The organism is Streptomyces sp. NRRL WC-3549 (assembly GCF_000721935.1).
In the GTDB taxonomy this organism is placed as follows: domain Bacteria; phylum Actinomycetota; class Actinomycetes; order Streptomycetales; family Streptomycetaceae; genus Streptomyces.
The window spans coordinates 102,368-104,638 of record NZ_KL585386.1; the positions used below are offsets into that span (position 1 = coordinate 102,368).

2 protein-coding genes and 1 pseudogene are annotated in these 2,271 nt (G+C 73.5%); 2 read left to right on the top strand and 1 reads right to left on the bottom strand.

Annotation, left to right across the window (positions count from 1 at the left end):
- Window positions 1-13: 13 nt before the first annotated feature.
- A pseudogene (locus tag IH13_RS36730) lies at window positions 14-614 on the top strand (rhodanese-like domain-containing protein).
- A 33-nt stretch (window positions 615-647) separates the two neighbouring features.
- Here IH13_RS36730 and IH13_RS0104850 read toward each other — a convergent pair.
- Window positions 648-1,949, bottom strand: a complete 1,302-nt coding sequence (locus IH13_RS0104850) for an alpha/beta fold hydrolase (protein WP_031081285.1) — start codon at window positions 1,947-1,949, stop codon at window positions 648-650.
- Window positions 1,950-2,054: 105 nt separating this feature from the next.
- On the opposite strand from IH13_RS0104850, the gene IH13_RS0104855 reads away from it, so the two are divergent.
- On the top strand, window positions 2,055-2,271 hold a 217-nt coding region (locus IH13_RS0104855), incomplete at its 3' end, for an ATP-binding cassette domain-containing protein (protein ID WP_031081287.1).

The window sequence follows — 2,271 nt, forward strand, 5'->3', positions numbered from 1 at the left end:
AAGGAACCCGCTCGTGACAAGCCCCGCCGCCCTCTCCCCCGCCCAGGCCGCCGCACGCCTGGAGGAGCTCACCGTCATCGACGTGCGGGCGCCCGGCGAGTACGCCTCCGGGCATGTGCCCGGCGCCCTGAACGTCCCGCTCGACCGCCTCCCGGAGGCGGTGCCCGCCCTGAAGTCCGCATCGGCCCGCGGCCCCCTGCTGGTGGTGTGCGCCTCCGGCGTGCGCTCCACCCGGGCCTGCGAGATCCTCGCCGACGCCGACATCGAGGCCGCCACGCTGGCCGGCGGGACGTCCGCCTGGGAGAGCGACGGGCACGGTCTGGACCGGCCGGAAGGCGCCCGGGCGACATGGCCGATGGAGCGCCAGGTGCGGCTGGCGGCCGGGTCGCTGGTGGTGGCCGGTCGGCTGGTCGTCGCTGGTGGTGGCCGGTCTGCTGGTCGGACGGCGGCTGCCCGCCGCCCGCTGGCTGTCGGCGGGCGTCGGCGCGGGGCTGGTCTACTCCGCGGTGAGCAACACCTGCGGCATGGCGGCGGCCCTGTCGAAGCTTCCGTACAACCGCGCTGCGCACAGCGCGGCGGACCTGGACGCCACGCTGGACGCCCTCCAGCGCTGACCTCCCGCCGGGGCGGCGGAAGGCGCCCCGGCGCTACCGGTCGCTCTCGCCCCGCACGAGAGCGAGCAGCCGGTCCAGCACGTGAGGACCGCCCGCGCGCAGCCCGTCGTGCTCGAACTCACTGGTCACCCAGGTGCGGAGACCACGGATCGAGGCCGCGGTGCTCAGCGCGTGAGCGGTGTCCACGTACATGTCGTCGTGGTAGACGGCCGCGGCCACGGGCACCTCGTTGGCCGCCAGCCGCGCGGTGTCGTACAGAGCGGGCCAGTCGCCGCGGGCGGCGAGGAGGTCGGCCGTCTCACGCAGCGGGCGCAGGGCGGGGTCGGTCTCGAAATGCCAGGGATGGATGCTCTCCCCGGTGAACAGGACAGGCCTGTCGCCCGCGAGCGCATCGGCCGCGTCGAACTGCGGGAACTCGGCGCGGACGCGTTCGGCGGACCAGTCGGTGGGCCGCCCGCCCTGCCCGTAGATCGCCTCGTGCATCAGGGCGTACAACGGGTGGCCGGCGAACGAGGTGGCCGTACGCATGGCCTCCTGGAAGGCGTCGGAGAGCTCGGTGCCGCGCGGCCCGGTGACGAAGGCGTTCTCCAGGAGGTGGTGGAGCTGGTGGCTGCCGGTACCGCCGCCGAGCATGATGCCGAGCGACTGGAAGCCCTCGGGCGTCAGGTGGTGACCCGCGCTCTCGGGCCGGTGCTCGGCGAGGTACGCGGTGATCGCGCGGGCCCGCTCGACGTCCTGCGGGTAACGGGCGTAGTGCGCGGCGACCTTGCGCTCGATCCTGGGGTACGCGGCCCGGTAGACGTCGTCGGCGTGCGCGTCCAGGGAGGGCAGTCCGCCGGTGATCAGGACCTGCTCCAGGCCCTCAGGGGCGGCTGAGAGGTACCGGACCGCGCAGAAGCCGCCGAAGGACTGCCCCAGGACAGTCCAGGGCGCGCCGCCGGTGAGCTGCGGGCGGATCAGCTCGCAGTCGCGGACGATGCTGTCCGCACGGAAGTGGGCCAGGTAGTCGGCCTGCTCCCGGGGGCCGCCGCGCAGGGGGAGGGTCTGTCGGTTGGCCGGGGTGGACAGCCCGGTCCCGCGCTGGTCCAGGAGCAGCACCCGGAAGTCCCGGACCGCCCGGCCGAGCCAGGCCTCGGTGCCGACGAAGCGTCGGGCGCCGAATCCGGGGCCGCCCTCCAGATAGACCAGCCAGGGCAGGTCCTGGTCCGCCCTGGACGCGGCCACGGCTTCCCGGGCGAACACCTCGATCGCCTCGCCGTCCGGTTCGTCGTGGTCGAGCGGGACCGTGAACCGATGGTCGGTGAGGACGAGGCCGGGATGGCGGTAGCTGTTCAAGGGGGCTCCTGTTTCCGATGCTTCCCGGACAGTTCAGCACACCGCTGTGACCCGGTCGGTCCCGGCCCGTGTGCAGGGGGCCCCGGCGGCTCCTACCGTGCTCACATGATCCGGTTCGAGCAGGTCGGCAAGGTCTACCCGGACGGGACCACCGCGGTCGACGGGCTGAGCTTCGAGGTCGGGAAGGGCGAGCTGGTCACGCTCGTCGGGCCGTCGGGCTGCGGGAAGACGACCACGATGATGATGGTCAACCGGCTGATCGAGCCGACGTCGGGCCGGATCCTGGTGGACGGCGAGGACATCTCCACGATCGACCCGGTGT